This is a genomic window from Mycolicibacterium sp. XJ2546, from assembly GCF_053483195.1.
Genome location: NZ_JBEFRW010000010.1, coordinates 113429 through 134843, shown reverse-complemented (window position 1 = coordinate 134843; position 21415 = coordinate 113429). Strand labels below are relative to the sequence as shown.

The window sequence follows — 21415 nt, the reverse complement described above, 5'->3', positions numbered from 1 at the left end:
GACGCTTTACCGAGGTAGCACCTGCGAACACGATAGAGGTCATGCCGAACAGAACCTACGTCCGTAATATCTCCGCACTCAGGATTGCCGACGCCGAGGATGCGGGCGGCAAAGGGGCCAATATGGGCGAACTGGTCGCGGCCAACCTGCCCGTTCCGCCGGGGTTCGTGATCATGCGGGCCAGCTATCTCGATGCGATGCGGGCGGGCGGCGTCGATGCCGAGCTCAGCGCCCTGCACCTGGAGGCGTTGGACACCCATACCGACACCGTCCGTTTGTCGGAGCTGTGCGAGCGTCTGCAAGCGCTGGTCCAGAAGGCCGGTGTGGCCGAGGACGTTCGCGACTCGATTCTCGCCGCGTACCGCGAGCTGGGCGCCGACACCCTGGTGGCGGTGCGGTCCTCGGCGACCGGGGAGGACAGTCGCGACGCCTCGTTCGCCGGCATGAACCGGACCATCACCAACGTTTGGGGTGAAAGCGGGCTAATCGACGCCGTGCAGAAGTGCTGGATGTCCTTGTTCTCCCCACGGGTCATCACGTACCGGGCCAGCCGCGGTATCACCGCCGACCCGGCGATGGCGGTGGTGGTCCAGAAGATGATCAACTCCGACAAGGCCGGCGTCGCCTTCACCGCCGACCCCAGTACCGGCGCACGGGATCGGGTCGTCATCGAAGGAGCCTTCGGGCTCGGCGAGGTCGTGGTGTCCGGGTCGGTGGAGCCCGACACCTATGTGGTCGCCAAGGAGACGCTGCGCGTCCTCGATGTGCGGCTGGGTCACAAGGCTTTCAAGATCGTCCGCGGGCAGCACGGTCGAGACACCGAAGTGCAGCTGACCGAAGCAGAAGCGGCGGCCCGGGTGCTCGACGACGCCGAGCTGCAGCGCATCACCGAGCTGGCGGTCGCGATCGAGCGGCACAACGGCTGCCCGCAGGACACCGAGTGGGCGATCGAAGGCGATCAGGCGTACCTGGTGCAGGCGCGGCCGATCACGACGCTGGACCAACCGGCGGCGACGTCCGAGCAGCCTGCCGTGCTCGCTCGTGGCCTGCCCGCAGCGCCCGGAATGGCGTCGGGCGCCGTCCGCGTGCTCGAGACCCCCGACGAGGGTCACCGGCTGGAGGACGGGGAGATCCTCGTCGCCCAGATGACAAATCCGGACTGGCTACCCACCATCCGCCGGGCCGCCGCGCTGGTCACCGACACCGGGGGGATGACCTGTCACGCCGCGATTGTCGCGCGCGAGCTGAGAGTCCCGTGTGTGGTCGGAACCCGGACCGCCACACGTGATTTGCACGAAGGCACCATCGTCACCGTCGATGGAGACCAAGGCCGCGTCCTGTCAGGACGCATCCAACCCGCCGCGCCCACCGTCGCGGACCGGCCGGCCGCGTCCGCACCGGGGACCGAGGTGACCGCCACGAAGATCTACGTGAACCTTGCCATGCCCGACTCCGCCGAATCGGTTGCGGCACAACACGTCGACGGCGTCGGCCTGTTACGGGCGGAATTCATGCTGACCGAGGCGCTGTCGGGTCGGCACCCGCGCGACCTCATCGCGCACGGGGAGCAGGCCAGCATGGTCGATGCGATGGTCGCGTCGGTCGGCCGCATCGGAGCGGCGTTCGCCCCCCGCCCGGTCATCTACCGCACAACCGATTTCCGCAGCAACGAGTTCCGCGGCCTCAGCGGTGGCGAGTCATACGAGCCCGTCGAGCACAACCCGATGATCGGGTACCGAGGCTGCTACCGCTACATCAAGGAACCCGATCTGTTCGCGCTGGAACTGGAGGCCCTGGCCCGGGTTCGGGAGCAGTCCCCCAACGTGCACGTGATGATCCCGTTCGTGCGCACCCGATGGGAGCTCGATGAGTGTCTGTCGCTCATCGACGCCAGCCCGCTGGGCCGTCAGCGCGGTTTGCATCGCTGGGTGATGGCCGAGGTGCCGTCGGTGCTGCATTGGCTTCCGGAATACATCGGCATGGGTGTCGACGGGGTGTCGATCGGCAGCAACGATCTGACCCAGCTGGTGCTCGGTGTGGACCGTGACTCCGACATCTGCGCCGAGTTGTTCGACGAATCCGACCCGGCCGTTCTCGATGCGATCGGCCAGATCATCAGCACCGCACGCAGGTTCGGCATCACGTCGTCGCTGTGCGGTCAGGCGCCGTCGACGAATCCGGCCTTCGCCGAACATCTCGTGCGGATGGGTATCACCTCGGTGTCGGTCAACCCCGACGCGGCGGATGCGGCACGGAAGGTGATCGCCGCGGCCGAGCGGCGGATCATCTTGGAGGCGGCACGCGACCAACACGCACCCAATTGAGGAGCCCAATCAACGCGCGAGAGCGAGCACCTCGGCGAATCCCGCGGTGAGGCAGTCGAAGAGCACGTGGTGATCGGGCGCGGCGGCACCGTCGATGTTGACTCCGAGCGCGCAGGTGTCGACGTGCGAGAGCAGCGTGACGTTCAGCGCCGCACCAAGTGTCGGGGAGAATGCGTACTGCGCCCGCACCGGCGCGCCTGCGAAAGCCACGGGCACGGGAAAGCCGGGAACGTTGCTGGCGATGAGGTCGACGTTGCGAAGCACCGAACCGACGTATGAACGCGGCATCAAGTTGAGTGCGCCGGCGATCAACTCGGTATGGGCAAGCGATTCCTCGTTGCGCGCGTTGTCGGTACGGTCACGCACGACGCGGATGCGTTCGACGGGATCGGCGATGCCCACCGGGATGTCGAACCGGATCAGTGTCGCCCGGTTTCCGCCCATGGGGTCCGCTTCGGTGCGGAGGTTGATCGGCATCGACAGGATCAGCTCGTCCACGGGTGCGTTGTGTTTCACGTGATAGGCGCGAAGTCCGCCGGCGACCGCGGCGACGAACGCGTCGTTCAACGAACCGCCGGCGAGGTGACCGGCCTGGCGCAGCGCCGATTTCGGCACTTCGTGGACGTAAACCTGACGGACGAGGCTGCGGTCGACCATGATCGGCGACCCGGGTTTGGCGATGGGTCGGGCGGTGCGCAGGATAGACGCTGCCGTCGACCAGCCACCCGCAACGGCGTCGACGGGTCGGCGAATGGCGCGCACCACGGCCGGCGTCGCCTTGATCGGGGTCGAGATCGCCGTGCCGATGAGACCGCTCTGGTACTCGACGACGGCACGGAGTGCGCCTAATCGACTCTGCCCGGTCGGCTCCGGCATCTTCGGTTCACGTGCAGGACGGTCGGTGGGGTCATACAGGATCCTGGCCAGCTCGACCGCGCCGACGCCGTCGGTGAGCGCATGGTTGAACTTGACCAGCACCGCGGCGCCGCCATCGGACAGGCCGTCGACCAACGTGGCCTCCCACAGCGGACGGGCCCGGTCGAAGTCGGCCATCGCCGCCACCCGGGCCAGTTCCAGAAGCGCGTCGATGTTCCCAGGCTCAGGGGCGGTGACGCGGCGCAGGTGGAAGCCGAGATCGAAGTCGGAGACGTAATCCCATCGCGGCGGGACGAAAGGCGTCGACGGTAGCACCCGCTGCCGAAACCTGGACACCGTCCGGCTCAGCCGATCGAACCGTTCGACCAGCTGGTGCCAGTCCGGGCACCGGTCGAGCAGGATCAGCGTGACGATCGTCGACCGCAGCCGGGGATCGCGCTCGTTCCGCCACATGAAGGCGTCGCTGTTGCTGAGGACCTCGGTCACTGTCAAGCAGCCCTAGGCAGGTTGGGCGAGGCCCCTTCCGAGCGGGCGGTCGGCCGGTGGCGCTCCGGGGCCCACCCCACGTAGGTCAGGTACAGCCCGACGGCCGCCACCACCACCTCGATCGCCATCCACCGGCTGCCGGCATCCACCATGGAGTCGGCGGCAGAGAGGTAGGTCTGGGGAATCGCCAGCAGAAGTGCGCCCTTGAGGGCCGTCAGCCAACCGAGCGCCGACACGATGGCCGCCGGGACACCCCGCCAGTACGGGTGCAGGGCGACCACAATGAGACCGGCCAACAGAACAAATGCGCCAGTTACCCACGGCCACACCGTGTTTGTACTGAACTCAGACAGAAGTGCCGGCATCTCCGATGCCCTCACCAAGGTCAGCACGGCGAGAATCGCCAGGTAAGGTCCGAGCACGCGGGAAAACATGCGTGTTCTGGCCTCGGACTGCCGTCGAGTGCTCATCGCGTTACCTCCCGTTGGAACCCTCTGGCGCCATAGTGGATATCCGACCACCTGACCCGAGACCTGTCATAGGGTCCAAAGTCCTGGCGCCAAGGGGCATTCGTCGCGCATCCCACGCTCACATGACACAGGCCCGGCAGCAGAACCCCACGGTGGCGACGACGAAGATCAACTGTCGGCGGAGGACACCCTGCTCGAGCGCGGCACCGAGGATCTCCTCGACGAGGGCTACTCGCCGCCCGAGCGGCCGTGGCGGGGCACTTCTGGATCGCTGCGAGACACCGATCGGATCCTCGCAGCGGAAGAACCGGATCCGGCTGATGGCCGACGATGTCGGTATCAGCGGCGGCGCGGCCTCGGGCGAGCTGGATCACGACACGATCTTGACCTTGAGGAAACGCTCGATGCCGAACCGCCGCCAGGTTTCTCGCCGACGCGCCGAGAGCGGGGATATGGCTGATGCCGCATCGGTGACCGTGGGTTCGACGACGTCGTAGGTCTCCCCGCTCTCGGTGATCACCGCACGCCCGGCGGCCAACACGTTGCGGAGCCAATCGACATTCGTTCCGTATGGCAGCGGAACTATGAACCCTTCCGGGACCCGGGCGGCCACCACAGGTGTGGCGTAGCGCTTTCCGGACCGTCGCCCCGTGTGCCATATCACCGCGGCGTACCAGTGTTTGCGCCCGGCCACACGCAGCATCATCGGGTTGAGGACATGCTTGTTGAAGGTACGCACCCCGTTTCGCAACGATTCCATTTTGCGCTGATCCGGTTGTCCGCGTTAGGAATTCGTGGCGCGCTTGTCCCGCCGTCCCCGCGCCGGGATGGCTGTGGGTTCTCCCGGCAGCAGGTACAGAATCGTCTTCTTGTTGGACCGCCGCGCCGAGGCACTGATGGTGCTGAGCCGAGCCAGCGTCTGCTCGATGCCGCGCGCCAGTTCGCCGACCTCAGGACGCGCTTCATCGTCGGAGGTGACGCCGACGACCAGTTTGCCGGCGTAGCTCACCATCGCCAGCCCTGTTCGCGTACCCGGTCCGATCGCCGGAATCGGCAACAATCGCACGATGTCCTGTCCGATGAACCGAAGCCGCTCAGCGGGACCTGAGTCGATCGGCGTCAACGCCACAGCTCCTCGCTGCGGCAGCCACGCTAGCGCGTGGCGGTCCTGTCCCGCCGGCGACGAGAATGGATGAATGACTCCCGCACCACTGGGCCCGTCGGTACGAGTCAACCGGGTTTGTGCCTTGCGCAGTTGCCGAACGGGGTCGGACTCATCGACCGGCAGTGCGACAGCGGCACGGGCGTGCGTCGATGTCGGCACCAGGGCGCGAAGCGAACCGCAGTGGGTTGGCCGACCATGGCGCATCAGCAGGTTGCGGTAGCTTCCGCTCATCGCGGCAAGGGCGATGTCCTTGGCCGTGACGTCGAAGGCGTCACACACCTTTGCGACATCCGCGAGGCTTAATTCCACTGAGGCATAACGTCGCAGGCTCGTGACGTGTCCGGTCAGCGGGCACTCCGCAGGACGTTCACCACCCCTGGTCCCCCCGACGGTGTCGGCGATGACGCGTGCCGCCGCAGCCGTCAAAGCCGCGGATGTCCGCCACGCTCCCCCCGCCCATCTCAGCGGGTTCAGCGTGCGCATGACGTGGTTGTCGTCGCGCTGGATCTGCGGATCCGCCTCCTCGTCGTCGGTCAACCGGGTGAGCATCCGCATCACCTCAGCTTCGTCGGCGATGCTCGAGTGGGTCTTGAGCAGAATCGCCCAGCGGTTCTCCGAAAGGCCCTCGAGGACCCAGCACTCCCACAACGGATCGCCGTGATGGAGGCGCCAGCTCATCACGTCGGAGACCAGCGCGAACAACGCCTGATCGTCTCCGGGACGTGGGACCCCGATGTGGTGCACATGCTCGGCGAAGTCCTCGTCGACGACGACCGCTCGCGGCCTGGCGAGGTCGAACGGGTATCGGCGCACGACCTGTCTGAACCGACGATCGGTGGCGAGACGCTGGGCCAGCGCCTCGTGCAACGCGTCGCGATCGGGAAGGGGCCCCGCCATCACGGCCAGCGCAGCGACCGCGAAATTCGCATTCGGGTCGGCCTCCTCCACCTGCAGCAACTTCGCATCAAAACCGGTGAGCGTCGCCATAACCGTAACCTCCAGTTACACGTATCTTAGACCTATTGTTCGCCGCAACGGAAGACGTCGGCAGGGCCGAAAGTCACTGATCCAGACACGGGCGGTCCGGCCCGGACAGCGAGTGACTTTCTTCTCTATACGGGCTCGACCCACCGGAGTGACGATGGACCGGTCGAAGGGACGCGAGGGTGAAGACCAGCATCGAACCGAAACGCGGGGAACTGGACACGATCGCATGGGCCTTCCTGCGTTCCGAGTTCACCGGAGCGGCCTACCGCAGTTGGCCCATCGACCGGCGCCTGAACGCCTTCCTCGTGCATCGCGGACTGACCGCCATCGCCCACGACGGAGGAGCGTGCGACGCGCTGCTGGAACAGGTTCTGTCGAACCTCGGGCCGGCGCGGCGCCAGGGCCTGATCCGTTCGCCGGTCACATCGAGACACACGGGACCCACCCGTAGAGACCTTCGAGGGAAGCACATATGAAAGCAATGGTCTACGACGGTCCGGGACGCGTCTCCTGGCGGTCGGTGCCGGATCCCGGCATCCAACGCCCCACCGATGCGATCGTGCGCGTCGAGGCGGTGACGATCTGCGGAACCGATCTACACATCCTCAAAGGCGATGTGCCCGAGGTCGAACCGGGGCGGGTGCTGGGTCACGAAGCCGTCGGCACGGTGACGGAGGTGGGATCGGCAGTGCAGACGCTGTCGCCGGGAGACCGGGTGTTGATCTCGTGCATCAGCGCATGCGGGGCGTGCCGGTACTGCAGGGAAGGTCATTATGGCCAGTGCCTGGGCGGTGGCGGATGGATTCTGGGACATCTCATCGACGGGACACAAGCCGAGTACGTCAGGGTGCCCTTCGCCGATAACTCCACGCACAAGGTGCCTGCCGGCGTCGGCGATGAGCAGATGATCTTGCTGGCTGACATCCTGCCGACATCCTATGAAGTCGGTGTCCTCGCGGGGACCGTCCGCCCGGGTGATGTGGTGGCGATCGTCGGCGCAGGGCCGATCGGCCTGGCCGCCGTTCTCACCGCGAAGCTGTACAGCCCGAAGCACATCGTGGCGGTAGACGTCACCGACGCCCGCCTGGACGCCGCCCGCAAACTCGGGGCAGACGTCGTTGTCAACTCCACGAATCACGGCGCCCGTGAGGTCATCGACGGCCTGACCGCCGGCTTGGGCGCCGATGTGGCAATGGAGGCGGTCGGTCTTCCCGAGACGTTCGAAGAGTCGGTCAGGTTGGTTCGTCCCGGCGGACACGTGGCGAACCTCGGTGTGCACGGCGCCCCTGCGACACTGCACCTCGAACAGATCTGGATCAAGAACCTGACCATCACGACGGGCTTGGTCGACACCTACTCCACCCGTACGTTGATCGAGCTGGTCGCAAGCCGTCAGCTCGTTACCGCGGAGATGATCACCCACCGGTTTGCGATGGCCGAATTCGAAACGGCCTATGAAGTTTTCGGCGATGCGACCCGTTCGGGTGCGCTGAAGGTTCTATTGACGGCGGGTTGATTGCTGCCGCGCGACGATCACTGGGACCCGGGCGGCCTGGACCACCGTGTTGCTCGCCGAACCGAGCAACATCCCCACGAATCCGCCGCGGCCGCGGCTTCCGACCACGACAAGCTGAGCCTCGTCTGATCGGTCGAGCAGCTGGCGAGCCGGTTGGTCCAGCTCCACCACGCGGTGGACGACGACGTCGGGGTAGCGCTCTGCCCAGCCGGCCAGGCTTTCGGCGAGCGTCTTCTCGGCCGTCGCTTGCAGCGATGACCACTGCATGCGGTACGTGTCGGGAACATCGGCGTCGCTCCAGACATGCAGCGCAACCAGATCCGCCCCTCGGCGCGAGGCTTCGTCGAAAGCGACTGCCGTCGCCAACGCCGATGCTTGCGAACCGTCGATGCCCACCAGCACCGGTTTCCGCCCCGGTGTTGCGTCGTCGTGGATCACCGCGACCGGACAGTGGGCGTGGTGCACGACCGCAGTGGTCACCGACCCGAGCATGCGGCGAGACCGCGCACTTTGCCCTTGCCGTCCGACCACCACCAGCTTGGCCGTCGTGGAGGTCTCGACCAGAGCCGCCACCGACTGCCCGAAGTACAACTCACTGCAGATATCTGGGCGATCCGCGCCGGCCAAGCTTTCTTCAGCGACCTGGACCGCGTGGGCGATGGTGTTGCGAGCGTCGTCCTCCTGGCTCTCGAGCACTTCCGCCGGCACCCGACCGAACGGCCACAGCGCCGTCGACGCCGCTACCCGAAACGGGGCGAGGGCGTGCACGACCGTGAGCGGGACGCGGTGCATCGCGGCCTCCCGCGCCGCCCACCGCACCGCCACATGTGCGGACGCGGACCCGTCGGTGCCCACGACGACTCCGTGAGGTGACACGTGAGGTCCTCCCGCCGATCGATGACCATCTGGGATGGTAGGAGTCAACTGTCGGGCAGCGCGACGGGCTTAGGTCCCACCCCGCTACGGCCGATCGTCACCTGATCGTGTGAACGAAGCCACTACGGCAGTACGTGGCTGGATCGTAATGTCGGCACACATGGCGGCACCTGACCGCGACGATGCGGACGAGCGGCGAGCGAGTCCTCGCGTTCCGTCGTTCGGCACGGGCGCGTTGGACTCTGTGTTGGGACCGTTCGCGAGAACCGGTAGCTACTACGCGCACGCGTGGCGCGACTATCTGAATCGCAAGCCGCGCGAGCTTCCGATCGCTCGGCCGACGCCGGCGCTTGCCGCGCATGCGCTGCGCGATGAGATCGTGCTCATGGGATTGCGCATGCGTCGGCCGATCAGCGATATGGCCGAATTCGAGCGCATCAACACCGAAGTCGTTGCGGCGCTGGCCTGCTACGAGCAGCACGGCTGGTTGGAGCAACCGGCACGCTACTTCGCCAAACCCCGGGCACTCGCTGAAGTCGCCGTCCACCCGGTGGAGGCGTTCGGCCGGTCGTATGAGCGCATGGTGTTCGACAGCGGCTACACACCACGCGCGGACGAACCCGGTAGACAACGCTGGCTCGGCTATACCGCCAATCACCGTGGGTACGCATTGCTGCTGCGTCACAGGGAAGATCGGCCCTGGCTGGTGTGCGTGCACGGAACGGAGATGGGCCGCGCGGGGCTCGACCTGGCGTTGTTCCGGGCGTGGCACCTGCACCGTGATCTCGGCCTCAACGTGGTCCTGCCGGTCCTGCCGATGCACGGCCCGCGGGGTCGAGGCCTGCCCAAAGGTGCGGTGTTTCCGGGCGCGGACGTGATGGACAACGTGCATGCGACCGCCCAGGGTGTGTGGGACATCCGGCGGTTGCTGGCCTGGATCCGCTCACAGCAACCCGATGCACCGATCGGGTTGTACGGTCTGTCCCTCGGCGGTTACGTCTCGTCCCTGGTCGCGAGCCTCGATACCGGGCTCACCTGCGCGATCCTCGGGGTGCCGGTGGTCGATCTGATCGACCTGCTTGGCAGCCACGCCGGCTTGAGCGACGACGATCCACGCCGTCAGACGGTGACCATGGCCGCGCCCATCGGGCGGATGACCTCGCCACTGTCCTTGGCGCCCAAGGTGCCGATGCGCGGCCGGTTGATCTACGCGGGCATCGCCGACCGTCTCGTGCATCCGCGCGAGCAGATCGTCAAGCTGTGGGAGCACTGGGGCAGGCCAGAGATCCTGTGGTATCCCGGCGGCCACACCGGGTTCTTCCAGTCGCGGCCCGTCCAGCAGTTCATCGACTGTGCGCTGGTGCAATCGGGGCTGCTCACCGGGGCGGTGCCGGAATGCGAACCGGACCAGTAGCGATTCGGTCAGCAGTCGCAGGACCGGGCGATGCAGCCCCCGCTGTACACCGTGTCGGCCTGGGCGAGCGCGTCGGGTGCGGCATACGACAACACCTGTCCTTCGCGGCTGCCGTACCGGTAGACCGTGATCCCCTTGACCTTTGCCTTCCAGGCGGCCAGGTAGATGTCGCGAACGTCGTCGACCGTCGCGGTTGCCGGCAGGTTGACCGTCTTGGAAACGGCCGCATCGACGTGGCGCTGCACCGCGGACTGCATCCGCAGGTGCCAGTCGGGCGCGATCTCGGCCGCGGTGGGAAACGCGCCCCGCACCGAAGCCGACAACTGTGGGCACCCACGCACTCCCCCGCGCTGCGCGATCTCGCTGATCAACTCGTCACTGTAGAAACCCTGACCGCGGGCCAGCCGGTCAAAACACGGGTTGACCTCCAGCAGCTGCCTGCCGAGAACCGAACGCGTGAAAGCGATCGCGAACATCGGCTCGATTCCGGCGGTGGTACCGGCGATCAGCGAGATGGTTCCCGTCGGTGCCACGGAGGTGACCTGCGCGTTGCGACGCGGGTCCGAGCGCGCGAACCGGCTGTCGGCGAACGCCGGAAACGAGCCCCGCTCTTCGGCCAACCGCTTCGAGGCGATGTGCGCCTCTCGCTGTATCCGCCTCATGAGCTGTTCGGCCAGCCCCACCCCCTCCTCGCTGTCATACGGAATGGACAGGGTGGCAAGTAATTCCGCCAACCCCATCACGCCCAAGCCGATCTTGCGGGTGGCCCGGGCGGCTTCTTCCAACTCGGGATACGGGTACCGGCTCACGTCGATGACGTCGTCGAGGAATCGCACGGCGAGCGCGACGACCTCGTTGAGCCGGTCCCAATCGATGCGCCCGTCGACAACCATTCGGGCTAAGTTGATCGAGCCGAGATTGCAGGACTCATACGGCAGCAGCGGAACCTCGCCGCACGGGTTGGTCGCCTCGATCCGGCCACGCCGCGGTATCGGGTTGGCCCTGTTGATGGCGTCGAGGAATACCAGACCCGGGTCTCCGCATTCGTGCGCTGCCGCACAGATCCTGTCGAACAGCGTTGCGGCGGGCACCTGGGCAACGGTCCTGCCGGTCCGCGGGTTGACCAGCCGATGATTATCGCCTCGTTCCACCGCACGCATGAACCGATCGCTGACGCCGACCGACAGATTGAAATGTGTCAGCGCGTTCTGTGAGCGGGCTTTGGTCGTGATGAAGTCGACGATGTCGGGATGCGACGCGTCGAGCACGGCCATGCAGGCGCCGCGTCGACGACCGCCCATGGAAACCACCTCGGCGGCAGTGTCGTACAGCTCCAGAAATGGCATCGGACCGCTCGCGGTGCCTGCCGTGATGGTCACCGGGTCGCCCGAGGGACGCAACCGGCTGAACGAGAAGCCGGTGCCACCGCCGGACCGCTGAACCTCCGCGGCCTGGCCGAGGGTCGCGAAGATCGAACGCAGTGAATCGTCGACGGGCAGGACAACGCAGGCAGACAGCAGGCCGATATCGGTCCCGGCGTTCATCAACGTGGGCGAGTTCGGCAGGAATTCAAGGTTGCGTAGCAGCTTCGCATACCGCTCGGCCCAGCGCGTCGACGAACCTGGCCGGTACCCATCCTCTGCCGCGGCGACGCAGTGCGCGGCCCGGTCCATCATCTCGCCGGTCGACTCGGTCGGGCGCCCCCTGTCGTCGCGCAGCAGATACCGCTCGCGCAGTACCGTCACCGCCGCCAGGCTCAGCTTCAGCTCGTCGGCCACCCCGAGCATCTCCTTGGCGGTGCGCAGCTCGGCGCGGCGCCGTCGGTAGACGATGTATGCGCGGGCGACGTCGTCGAGACCGGCTTCGCCCAGCCGCGCCTCGACGTAGTCCTGTATCTCTTCGACCGGCGCCACGCCAGGCCCCAGCGCGTCGGCAACCGCCCTGGCCACCGTTATCGCCATGTCCGGGTCGTCGTTCGCCACCTCACGGGCCGCCCCAGCCACCGCGGCTTCGATCCGCGTGACGTCGAACGGCACCACGGTTCCGTCCCGGCGTCGGACTTCTGTCGGCCAGGTTCTCGTTTTCGCCTTGGTGGACACGGCTATCCGCTCCTTCACTGCGGCCTCAATGCTGCCCGAAGCGGACGGGGCCGCCAGAGTCATTCTCCCTGAGCCCTCCGGGACTTTCGGCCCTGTGGCGCGGGTCGGTCGCGGTCAAGACTGGCTGCATGCCACGCCAACGGCATGACGAACGGCGACCAGCACAGGACGCGTCCTTCTACCACCTTGCCGATGTCACGATCGGCACACAGTGTTGTCAGGGCACGGCGTGCTTTGTGGCCCGACAACGGAACCCGGCGCGCTGGGCCGAGGCCGATGCGTCCGATCCTCGCGTCTATTGCCTGGGGCGCTGCTTCGCGGGTCCTGCTGCCGCAGGCGATCTGCCTGGTCCCGCGGTCGAAATCGCTTGTGACACCGCAGTGATACTCGCCAGAATCAGCCGGGGTTCTTCTCCGCAGCTGCGTGACTACCGCGCCGACGCGGGGTACGTGGGCCTTGCCCGCGCTTTGTCCTCGGGACCCGAGGCAACGCTGGCCGAAATCGGCAGTTCCGGGCTCCGCGGCCGTGGTGGGGCAGGCTTTCCGACCGCCCGCAAATGGCGCGCTGCCCGAGCGCAACCCGAAGGCGCACGCGTTCTCGTCGTCAACGCGGACGAAGGCGATCCTGGTGCGTACATCGACCGGTATCTCTTGGAAGGCGACCCGCACGCCGTGCTCGAAGGGATGGCGATCGCGGCGGTCGCCATCGGTGCGCAGCGGGCATGTATCTACGTGCGCCGCGAGTATCCGCGGGCGCTGGCCACGGTTCGCGCCGCCGTGGCCGAGGCCGAAGCCGCCGGAATTCTCGGCGACGCACTTCTCGGGCACGGACCCCCGTTGACGGTCAGCGTGGTGGAGGGCAAGGGCAGCTACGTCTGCGGCGAGGAGACTGCGCTGCTCAATGCCCTCGAGGGACGGCGTCCGATGGTGCGCGCGCGCCCACCTTATCCCGCGCAGTCCGGTCTGCATGGTGTGCCGACCGTGGTGAACAACGTCGAGACGCTCGCCGCTGTGCCATGGATTCTTCGTCACGGCGGCACCGCATATGCCCGACTCGGGTCAGGCACCAGCACAGGCACGAAGGTGGTGTCGTTGAACTCGCTGTTCCGCCGGCCGGGGCTCTATGAAGTCGAGTTCGGTATCCCGCTGCGAGAGATAGTCGAAGGGCTCGGCGGCGGGCTCGTCGACGATGACCTGAGGGGTGTGATCGTCGGCGGCCCGCTGGCCGGAATCGTCCCGCCCACGCTGCTCGACGTTGCGTTCACCTTCGACGACTTGCGCGGCATCGGAGCCGAGGTCGGCCACGGGGGAATCATCGGGTTCGACGACACCACACCGGTCGGTGAACTCGTGCATCACGTCTTTCGGTTCGGCGCCTACGAATCCTGCGGCGCCTGCACACCGTGCCGCGTCGGCGCCGCCCGGATCGAGCAGCTGTTCTCGGGGGTCTTGGACGAGGCTGGTGACGCCGAGTGGCGGTCCACGGTGCGGGCACTGGCGGCGACGAGCCTGTGCGGTCATGGCAGCGGGTTGGCGGCGTTCGCCCGCAGCGTGATGACCCATTACGGGGAGGACCTCGACTCGTGCCGCGCTTGATCATTGACGGCGCCACCGTCTCCTGTGCGCCCGGCGTTTCGGTGCTCGAGGCGGCGGCAAGCGCCGGGATCGACATCCCGGCGTTGTGCCACGACCCGCGCCTCGCCCCGGCCGGAGCCTGCCGGTTGTGTGTGGTGACGATCGACGACGCCGATCGCCCCACGCCCGCCTGCACCACGCCGGTGACCGAGGGCATGGTGGTCCAAACGACGACAGGTGAGCTGCGCGAGTTGCGAAAAACCCTGCTGTCCATGCTTACTCGGTGCTACCCCGGCAATTCTGTTGCCGTCGATCCAGAACTTCCGTTGCATCGCATGCTCGCAGACCACGGGGTGTCGGCGACGGGAACACCGGACCCGCGCCGGGTGGACTCGTCGCACCCCAACATCCGCGTCGACCTCAACCACTGCATCTCGTGCTGGCGTTGCGTGCGGATCTGCGACGAGGTGCAGGGCCAATTCACCTGGCGCATAACCGGTCGCGGCACCGACTCCCACGTCATCCCGGACTCGGGCGGCACGCTGGCCGACAGCACCTGCGTATCGTGCGGCGCGTGCGTCGACACGTGCCCGACCAATGCCCTGACCGACGTGCACGCTGTTCAAGCCGAGTCGGCCACCGAATGGACTCGAACCACATGCCCGTACTGCGGCGTCGGATGCGAAATGATGGTCGGCAGCCGCAACGGGCGGATCGTGGAAGCCGTTCCCGCCCATGATGCCCCGGTCAACCGCGGCCACCTGTGCGTGAAGGGCAGGTACGGCTTCGGCTTTTCCGCCTCAGCCGACCGGATCACCACCCCGATGCTGCGCAGCTCGTCGGGGGAATGGGTGCCGGTTGGCTGGGACGAAGCCATCGAGGTCGCGGTACGCGGCTTTCGTCGCGTCATCGAGCGTGCCGGGCCGACGGCGGTCGGCGTCCTGGGCTCGGCGCGCGCCACCAACGAGGAGAACTACCTCACCCAGAAGTTCGCGCGCGTCGTGCTCGGCACCAATAATGTGGATTGCTGCGCCCGGGTCTGCCATGCACCGTCGGCTGCGGGCCTCAAGGCAGTATTCGGTACCGGCGCGGCCACCAACTCATTCGACGACATCGAAATCGCAAATACCATCGTGGTGTGCGGGTCCAACACCACGGAGGCCCACCCGATCGTCGGCGCCCGCATCAAGCAGGCCGCGCTGCGCGGCACCAACCTCGTCGTCATCGACCCGCGCCGGATCGAACTCGCCGACTACGCCGACGTGCACCTGCGGCCCCGCCCGGGAACGAATGTGGCGGTGCTCAATTCGATCGCGGCCGCGATCATCGACGAAGGCCTTGTCGACGAGGCGTTCGTGGCCCGGCGGGTGGACGACTTCCCCGCGTTCCGCGATTTCGCTACCGCCTATGTACCCGAACGGGTTTCGTCGACCACCGGGTTGGATCCCGCCGATGTGCGACGCGCCGCCCGGCTCTATGCCGGACCAGGCCCATCCATGCTCTTCCACGGTCTCGGGGTCACCGAGCATGTCCAGGGCACCGACGCCGTGATGTGTCTCGCCAACCTGGCCCTGCTCAGCGGAAACATCGGCAAGCCCGGCTCCGGGTGCAATCCGCTTCGCGGACAGAACAATGTGCAGGGCTCGGCCCACATGGGATGTGAGCCACACCATCTGACCGGCATGATCGCCCTGGCCGATGGCCGTGAGCGCGCCGCCGCGGTATGGGGCGCACCCGTGCCCGAGGTGCGCGGACTCGATGCGATGGAGATGCTCGACGCCGCCGAGGACGGCCGGCTCGACGCGTTATGGGTTGTCGGCTGGGACATCCTGCTCACGCAGCCGCAGACCGCATCGGTCGAACGGGCACTCGCCGCGCTCGAGGTGCTCGTGGTTCAGGATCTCTTTCTCACCGAGACGGCGCGGCGCTTCGCAACGGTCTTCCTCCCGGCCGCATCGTCGTTCGAGAAAGACGGCACGTTCATGAACTCCGAGCGCCGGATTCAGCGGATCCGCCGCGCGGTTCCCCCGCCGGGCGTCGTCAAGACCGACGCCGACATCCTGTGCGAGGCCGCCGCCGCCTTCGGATGGGGCGGCCACTTCTCCTACCGGGGTGCACACGACATTTGGGATGAGATCCGGCGCCTCTGGCCCGCCGGTGCGGGGATCACCTATCACCGGCTCGACAGGCCCGGCGGCCTGCAGTGGCCCTGCCTCGACGAGGACCACCCGGGGACGTCGCTGCTGCACCGCGACACGTTCCCGGGGATCGGGGCGCGTGCCATGTTGCGACGCATCGATCACCGGCCGAGTGCCGAACAACCGAGCGACGGCTACCCGCTGGTGCTGATCACCGGCCGTGAGCTGTACGCGTTCAACGCAGGCACGATGACCGGGCGGGCGGCCACCGCCGCGTTGACCCTAGGTGCCGCGCTCGAAATTTCACCGGAGGATGCGCAGCGACTGGGCGTCAGCGATGGCGCGGGAGTCTCTGTACAGAGCAGGTACGGCACGCTCGTGCTGCCGTGCCGCATCAGCGACCGCATGCAAACGGGAACGGTGTTCGCCAGCTTCCACGACCCAGCCGTACCCGTGAATACAATCACCGGGCCAGGGCGCGATCGCACGACCCACACCCCGGAGTACAAAATTACGGCGGTGAAGGTCGACCCCTCGGGCCCACCCAGGCCAATTGTCCGGCGTGACAGGTCTTAAGACCCTAATCAAGGCGACCCTTCGGCCATAAAGTCGTCTCAGGCGGTACCAACCGGTCTCGCCCCCGACGAGCAAGGAGGACCACCATGACTACGGCTCGCGACGTCATGCACGCCGGCGCCACTTGTATCGGCGAACACGAAACCCTCGCCGCAGCGGCTCAGCACATGCGTGATCTTGGTGTCGGCGCGCTGCCGATCTGCGGAGACGACGACCGCCTGCACGGCATGATCACCGATCGTGACATCGTCATCAAATGTGTTGCCGCTGGTCATGATCCGAATGTCATGACTGCCGGGGAACTAGCGCAGGGCAGCGCCTATCACGTCGATGTGGGAGCCGACATTCAAGAGATGCTGCTGATGATGGAAGAGCATCAGGTGCGTCGTCTCCCGGTGATCGAGAGTCATCGACTGGTCGGTATCGTCAGCGAGGCCGACGTTGCGCGGCAGCTTCCCGAGCATGAGATCGCGCAGTTCGTCAAAGCGATCTGCGCCCCCAAGGCGCTGACCAGCCACTAAGCGCTAGGCCAGCTCCTCGGTTTCCTGACTCAACGCGGCCAACCGCGCGATGCCCTGTTCGATGCCCCGCGCCAGTTCATCGACGTCCGGTGTGGCATCGTAGTCTGCGGTGATGCCGACGACCAGTTCTTCGGCATAGCTCAAGATCGCGATGACGGTTCGCAACTGAACAGCAATTGGCGGAATCGGATATACCCCCAGCACTTTTCGCCCCATGACGTGCATCTGGTGACGAGGCCCGGGCACGTTGGTCGCGACTGTTACGACACCGCGCTGCGGCAATCGGGTCAACGCTCGAACAGCCCAGGCCGTCAAGGGAAAAGGAACGACGTTCGTCGCGGCGACAAACACCGACGATGCCTGCCGCTGACCACTGCTCTTTACGGTGGTCAGCCGATCGTGCACCGCTCGCAGTTGCTCGACAGGGTCCGACTTGTCGACGGGAAGGTACGGAAGCATCACCGAAATCCGATTGTCGGCCTCGCTCATCGCCTCGTTCGAACGCACCGACACCGGCACCAGTGTCGGCAGTGAATTGCGTCTGGGCTCCACGCCACGACGAATAAGACCTAGCCGGAAACTATCCGTAATAGCGGCCAGCACGACATCATTGAGTGTCACATCAAATGTCGCTCGGATCTTCGACACATCAGCCAGTGACACGCGCACCGCGCTGTACCGTCGCATCGTGGTCAGCGGGCCGACGAAGGGCGACGGCGCTGCCGGACGCAAGAGGCTCGAGGTGATCTCAACCGCCCCTTCCAATACAAGACCCGCTGCTCTGGTGACCGTGCTCGCGGCGTGCCAGGCCCCGCTGGCCCAATCAAGCGGATTGAGGCTCAGCCGGGGCACGAGGTTGGGTTGCTGGTGCGGCTCGTTGGCCGCCCGAATCTTGGATGCGAACGTGTCGCTCTCACCCTCGTCGCTGAGGCTTGAGAGCATCTGCATCGTCGCGATCCCGTCGGCGATGCAGTGGTGGATCTTGATCAAGGTCGCCCACCGGTCGCCGGCCAGGCCCTCGATAATCCAACATTCCCACAGAGGTCTCTCCCGGTCTAACCGCCGTTCCATGACGTCGGCGACAAACCGGAACAACGCCGTGTCATCGCCCGGATGTGGCAGCGCGGCGCGGTGGACGTGGCGGGTCAGATCGAGGTCGGGGTCTTCCACCCATTCCGGGGCCTCGAGATCAAGGCGGTGAGTGTGCAGACGTTGTCGGAACCGGGGAACCGCGAGTACGCGTTGACCGATGCCGGCAACAAGCGAATCGTAGTCGGGCATTGGCCCTTCGATGACCGACAGACCGCCGACCGCAAGGCTGACGTGCGGATCAGAATCTTCGGCTTCGAGAAAGCCCGCGTCAAGAGTGCTCAGGTGCTCCATGTGTCGACTCTTGCGCCCGCGAAGGAGGCGATGGAAGGGCCAGAGGTCCCGTACCGAAGAGGACGAGGACCTCCGCACCATTCGGTACGTACCCGACGATGACCGGCCGCGATACGGTGAGACAGTCCAGGGCGGCATCTGAAAGAGATGGACGGCTTGACGACCAGGCTCGCCTGCGCGAACTGGTCGCCCCAGGGCCCTTAGTTCCGCGCTTAGGGACCATAGACCCTGGCGTTGCCGGGGTGGGGTGTATCAACCTGGAAGCATGGGTCGCACCCGGGTGGAACAAGACGTGATCAAGGACGTCGTGCAGTTGGCGTGCCGCGCCCCGTCGCTGTTCAATAGTCAGCCGTGGCGATGGGTTGCCGAGGCCGACACGCTTCAACTGTTTCTCGACAAGGACCGCGTCCTCTACTCGACCGACCACTCGGGTCGCGAGGCGCTCCTGGGCTGTGGCGCCGCACTGGACCACTTACGGGTGGCCTCGGCCGCGGCGGGCTGGCAGGCCAATGTCGACAGACTTCCCAACCCGAACAATCCCCTACATCTGGCTTCGATCGACTTCCGGCCGATGGAGCTGATCACCGAGGGGCACCGTCGCCGCGCAGACGCGATACTGCGCCGACGGACCGACCGGCTGCCCCTCACGGCCCCGCCGGACTGGGATTTGGTTCAGGCGCAGCTACACAGATCTGTGACGTCCAGGGCTGTACGACTGGATGTCATCGCCGACGAACTACGTCCGGAGCTCGCGCACGCCTCGCGACTCACCGAATCATTACGTCTCTACGACACCTCGTATCATTCCGAACTCTCCTGGTGGACAGGGCCATTCGAGTCCATCGACGGTGTACCACACAGCACACTGGTGTCCGATTCCGAAGCCGAACGCGTGGATATCGGACGTGACTTCCCGCGCGTACCCCACGAAGCCAGGCGGTTGGAGTTCGGGTATGACCAGTCCAAGATCCTCGTATTATCTACGCACGCCAACGACCGCACCAGCGTCCTCGAGTGCGGCGAGATGCTTTCGGCCGTCCTGCTCGAGGCCACGATGCAAAGCTTGGCGACATGCCCACTCACCCACATCACCGAACTGTGGGCGAGCCGCGACATCGTCTCGAGCCTGATCGGCCAGACCACCACCCCGCAGATTCTGGTCCGCGTCGGCGTGGCCCCGGCGCACGAGGACCCGCCTCCGCCGACACCGCGGCGGCCGATCGACGAGGTGCTCGAGATCCGCGACCAGCCACGATAACCGGACAGCCGCACCGAATGCCTGTTGTTCTCCACTTATCAGCAAATCGCGGAACGTATTGTGAGAGCAACGTTCCTTGTTCAGCGCTAGTTCGGAGGGCGTCACATGGTGAAGGTCTTTCTCGTGGACGACCATGAGGTTGTGCGCCGGGGCCTGATCGATCTGCTCGACTCCGATCCCGACCTCGAGGTCGTCGGCGAGGCCGGATCGGTTGCACAAGCGATGGCCCGCATACCCGCGTTACAACCCGATGTTGCGGTGCTTGATGTGCGGTTGCCCGACGGTAACGGCATCGAACTATGCCGGGATCTCTTGTCGCGCCTGCCCAATTTGCGCTGCCTCATGCTGACATCGTTCACCTCCGACGAAGCGATGCTGGATGCGATCGTGGCCGGCGCCAGCGGGTACGTCGTCAAGGACATCAAGGGCATGGAACTGGCCCAAGCCGTCAAAGATGTCGGCGCTGGCCGTTCCCTGCTCGACAACCGGGCGGCGGCGGCGTTGATGGCCAAATTGCGCGGGGCCGCCCAACTGGCCGATCCACTCGCGGATCTCAGCGAGCAGGAACGCGTGCTGCTGAACCTGCTCGGCGAGGGATTGACCAACAAACAGATCGCTGCGCGGATGTTTCTAGCCGAGAAGACGGTCAAGAACTATGTGTCGCGGCTGCTAGCCAAGCTCGGCATGCAACGTCGCACCCAAGCGGCGGTCTTCGTTTCAAAACTGGATCGATCGTCAGATACCCACAAGTAGCTTGAGCCTGGTCAGGACGGGCGTGCGACGATCACCGGCGTACGGGCGGACTCTGCGACCGCCGTACTGACCGAGCCGAGGAGCATTCTGGCGAAGCCACCGCGACCGTGGCTCCCGACCGCCGTCAGTTGCGCCTTCTCAGCCTGCTCGAGCAGTTGACGTGCAGGCCGGTCGAGTACGACGACGCGCTCCACCTTGACATCCGGATAGCGCTCCTGCCAGCCCGCCAGCCGCTCGGCGAGCGCCTCCTCGGCTTGGGTTTGGACGTCGGACCATTCGACCCCGGGCAGTTCGGCCACCCCGAAATCGCTCCAGGCGTGCACCGCGACAAGGTGCACGCCGCGGCGCGACGCCGCATCGAATGCGATGGCCGTGGCCCTCTCGGAGGCCGGCGAACCATCGATACCGACGACTACGGGCGCATTTGTGCGCTCCGGTGTCGGCGGGTCCTCGTCGTGGATCACCGCGACCGGACAGCCCCCGTGGCGAATGAGGCCTGCGCTCACCGAACCCAGCAGACGTCGCCCGATCGCCCCGAGTCCGCGGCAACCCACCACGACCATCGTGGCTTCCTTGGATACGTCGATCAGAGTGGACAGCACGCCGGCGACGATCATCTCGGTCTGTACGTCGACCGTCGACTCCCCGGCGGCTTCTTGGGCCATCTCATCGGCGTCACGCAGAATGACCTGCCCGTTCTCTTCCAGTAGCCTCATCAGGTCGGGTGGCGTGGGCACCTCGGGCCACATCTGCACCGCAGGCGACTGGATCACATGGACGATGGTCAGCGGGAGGTTGCGCATCGCGGCTTCACGCGCTGCCCACTCGACGGCTGCCTTCGCGGGCGGTGATCCATCGACACCGACGACAATGCCGTCATACCTCGACCTCGTGGGCATTTCACACTCTCCTGCCGGATGCTGCGAGTTCGATCAGTTCAAATGAGACGTTATTGGGCAGCCCCCGTTTATTCCGGGGCCATTGGTCACCTCCGTGATG

The 21415-nt window shown here is 66.1% G+C and carries 17 protein-coding genes; 9 read left to right on the top strand and 8 right to left on the bottom strand.

What is annotated here, in order from left to right:
- Positions 1-41: 41 nt before the first annotated feature.
- Positions 42-2324: a phosphoenolpyruvate synthase gene (ppsA, locus tag ABQE44_RS17560; RefSeq protein ID WP_448431075.1), complete on the top strand. Its 2283-nt coding sequence runs from the start codon at positions 42-44 to the stop codon at positions 2322-2324.
- Between the two features lie 9 nt (positions 2325-2333).
- Here the strand turns inward: ppsA and ABQE44_RS17555 are convergent, their stop codons facing one another.
- The 4 genes from ABQE44_RS17555 to ABQE44_RS17540 all read right to left on the bottom strand — a co-directional run bounded on the left by ABQE44_RS17555 (position 2334) and on the right by ABQE44_RS17540 (position 6308).
- Positions 2334-3686, bottom strand: a complete 1353-nt coding sequence (locus ABQE44_RS17555; protein WP_448431073.1) for a wax ester/triacylglycerol synthase domain-containing protein — start codon at positions 3684-3686, stop codon at positions 2334-2336.
- Positions 3687-3688: 2 nt separating this feature from the next.
- Positions 3689-4156, bottom strand: coding sequence for a hypothetical protein (locus tag ABQE44_RS17550; protein WP_448431071.1), 468 nt, complete (start codon positions 4154-4156; stop codon positions 3689-3691).
- Positions 4157-4526: 370 nt separating this feature from the next.
- Positions 4527-4916, bottom strand: a complete 390-nt coding sequence (locus tag ABQE44_RS17545) for a PNPOx family protein (RefSeq protein ID WP_448431069.1) — start codon at positions 4914-4916, stop codon at positions 4527-4529.
- A 24-nt stretch (positions 4917-4940) separates the two neighbouring features.
- Positions 4941-6308 (bottom strand): wax ester/triacylglycerol synthase domain-containing protein, encoded by a 1368-nt coding sequence (locus ABQE44_RS17540; protein ID WP_448431067.1) that lies wholly within the window; start codon positions 6306-6308, stop codon positions 4941-4943.
- A gap of 179 nt (positions 6309-6487) precedes the next feature.
- Here ABQE44_RS17540 and ABQE44_RS17535 point away from each other — a divergent pair, with 179 nt between their 5' ends.
- Entirely contained in the window at positions 6488-6784 is a 297-nt protein-coding gene (locus ABQE44_RS17535) for a hypothetical protein (protein WP_448431065.1), read from the top strand.
- Positions 6781-7824, top strand: coding sequence for a zinc-dependent alcohol dehydrogenase family protein (locus ABQE44_RS17530; RefSeq protein ID WP_448431063.1), 1044 nt, complete (start codon positions 6781-6783; stop codon positions 7822-7824). Before ABQE44_RS17535 ends, ABQE44_RS17530 begins: the two co-directional genes overlap by 4 nt.
- Here ABQE44_RS17530 and ABQE44_RS17525 read toward each other — a convergent pair.
- A complete protein-coding gene (locus ABQE44_RS17525; RefSeq protein WP_448431061.1) occupies positions 7807-8679 on the bottom strand; it encodes a universal stress protein in 873 nt (290 codons plus the stop codon). The two genes, ABQE44_RS17530 and ABQE44_RS17525, sit on opposite strands and share 18 nt — an antisense overlap.
- A 181-nt stretch (positions 8680-8860) precedes the next feature.
- Here ABQE44_RS17525 and ABQE44_RS17520 point away from each other — a divergent pair, with 181 nt between their 5' ends.
- Positions 8861-10114, top strand: coding sequence for an alpha/beta hydrolase family protein (locus tag ABQE44_RS17520; protein ID WP_448391276.1), 1254 nt, complete (start codon positions 8861-8863; stop codon positions 10112-10114).
- A gap of 8 nt (positions 10115-10122) precedes the next feature.
- Here ABQE44_RS17520 and ABQE44_RS17515 read toward each other — a convergent pair whose 3' ends face one another.
- The gene (locus ABQE44_RS17515; protein WP_448431059.1) at positions 10123-12213 is read right to left on the bottom strand and encodes an adenosylcobalamin-dependent ribonucleoside-diphosphate reductase; all 2091 of its coding nucleotides are present in this window, start codon (positions 12211-12213) and stop codon (positions 10123-10125) included.
- Positions 12214-12341: 128 nt separating this feature from the next.
- Between ABQE44_RS17515 and ABQE44_RS17510 the strand changes: the two genes are divergently transcribed.
- The 3 genes from ABQE44_RS17510 to ABQE44_RS17500 all read left to right on the top strand — a co-directional run bounded on the left by ABQE44_RS17510 (position 12342) and on the right by ABQE44_RS17500 (position 17022).
- On the top strand, positions 12342-13808 hold the full coding sequence (locus ABQE44_RS17510; protein WP_448431057.1) for an NADH-ubiquinone oxidoreductase-F iron-sulfur binding region domain-containing protein: 1467 nt from the start codon (positions 12342-12344) through the stop codon (positions 13806-13808).
- Positions 13796-16501 (top strand): formate dehydrogenase subunit alpha, encoded by a 2706-nt coding sequence (gene fdhF / locus ABQE44_RS17505; RefSeq protein WP_448431055.1) that lies wholly within the window; start codon positions 13796-13798, stop codon positions 16499-16501. The genes ABQE44_RS17510 and fdhF overlap by 13 nt, the downstream gene beginning before the upstream one ends.
- An 86-nt stretch (positions 16502-16587) precedes the next feature.
- Positions 16588-17022: a CBS domain-containing protein gene (locus ABQE44_RS17500; protein WP_448431053.1), complete on the top strand. Its 435-nt coding sequence runs from the start codon at positions 16588-16590 to the stop codon at positions 17020-17022.
- A 3-nt stretch (positions 17023-17025) separates the two neighbouring features.
- Here the strand turns inward: ABQE44_RS17500 and ABQE44_RS17495 are convergent, their stop codons facing one another.
- A complete protein-coding gene (locus ABQE44_RS17495; RefSeq protein WP_448431051.1) occupies positions 17026-18405 on the bottom strand; it encodes a WS/DGAT/MGAT family O-acyltransferase in 1380 nt (459 codons plus the stop codon).
- Positions 18406-18670: 265 nt separating this feature from the next.
- Between ABQE44_RS17495 and ABQE44_RS17490 the strand changes: the two genes are divergently transcribed.
- Complete coding sequence (locus tag ABQE44_RS17490; protein ID WP_448431049.1) at positions 18671-19663, top strand: Acg family FMN-binding oxidoreductase; 993 nt, start codon at positions 18671-18673, stop codon at positions 19661-19663.
- Positions 19664-19768: 105 nt separating this feature from the next.
- Positions 19769-20416 carry a hypoxia response regulator transcription factor DosR/DevR gene (gene dosR / locus ABQE44_RS17485; RefSeq protein WP_448431047.1) on the top strand — a complete coding sequence of 216 codons (648 nt, stop codon included), beginning with the start codon at positions 19769-19771 and terminating at the stop codon, positions 20414-20416.
- Between the two features lie 11 nt (positions 20417-20427).
- On the opposite strand, the gene ABQE44_RS17480 is transcribed toward dosR, so the two are convergent.
- Positions 20428-21315: a universal stress protein gene (locus ABQE44_RS17480; protein WP_448431045.1), complete on the bottom strand. Its 888-nt coding sequence runs from the start codon at positions 21313-21315 to the stop codon at positions 20428-20430.
- Positions 21316-21415 lie beyond the last annotated feature (100 nt).